This is a genomic window from Vibrio sp. 1078-1 (genome assembly GCF_033340475.1).
Window position 1 is genome coordinate 1 of sequence record NZ_JAWOWM010000097.1, and the last position, 1,053, is coordinate 1,053.

The window sequence follows — 1,053 nt, forward strand, 5'->3', positions numbered from 1 at the left end:
TTACTGGATCTTGCACACGATGGACATGGGCCATTACACCAACGCAGCGTTCAGTTCTCGTACTCGCGGCACAAAAGGTGGCCAGTTCATGTTTGCAGCACAAGATTGGCAAGGTGAAGTGCCAGCTTCTGTCGACGAAGTGGTTCGCGTAGACAGCAACCTTGTGAAGCTGATGGGTCGCATCATGGCAGTAAATGACGAAGATGCGAAAGTCGCGCTTAACTACATGGACCAATGGAACATTCGTACCCTATCGGAATATTTAGGTAAAAACGGTCCAAAACCAGTACAAAGAACGTATCCAGATCCAAAAAATTCAACATGGCTTGAACGCGTGAACTTCGTGCTATGTGATGGTTCGATGGGCAATGCGGACAAACAGTGGTTGGACAAATACCAATCTATCGGCGTTGAACCATGCAAAACTGACTTCACACCTGAGCAGCTAAAACTGGCAAAAGTTGGTGAGAAGAAAGGCATGGAACACCTCGTCGAACTCGCACCTAAAATGACAGATGCTCGTACGTTGCTTGGTACGCGCGATACCTTGGGTGATGCGCCACGCGATATTTTTGCAGAAGGTACTTACCTTGGTCAGTGGGGCTTACCACCTATCGAAGCGTCTTACCGTAAATCAGATTTCGACAGCACTGGTCAAAAACTGGATGGTTCGAAGCATGATTACGTGATGCGCTTTAAAGCGCCGAACGTCAGTGAGTTCTGGTCTGTTACTATTTACGGCAACGACAACCGTTTGATGGCGAAAAACGACCTAAACCGTCACAGTCGTGGCGACCGAACCATGAAAGCGGACAAAGACGGTTACTACACCATTTACATGAGTGCGAACGAGAAAGGCCGTGCAGACGATCCAAACTTCTTGCCAGTACCTGAAAAACCGTTCTACGCCATCATGCGTTTCTACGGCGCAGACGATGCAATCCAAAGTGGTGAGTATCAAATGCCTGAAATCAAAGTAGTTAAATAATTCGTTTTAACGAACCACTGCTCTGTCGCCTCCTTAGCTCGTAAGTGCGTTAAGGAGGCTTATTT

The 1,053-nt window shown here is 47.5% G+C and carries 1 protein-coding gene; it reads left to right on the plus strand.

From position 1 onward, the window contains the following. Positions 1–988 (plus strand): DUF1214 domain-containing protein (locus tag R7190_RS25845; protein ID WP_318137673.1); only part of this gene is annotated, 988 nt, incomplete at its 5' end. Positions 989–1,053: the final 65 nt, after the last annotated feature.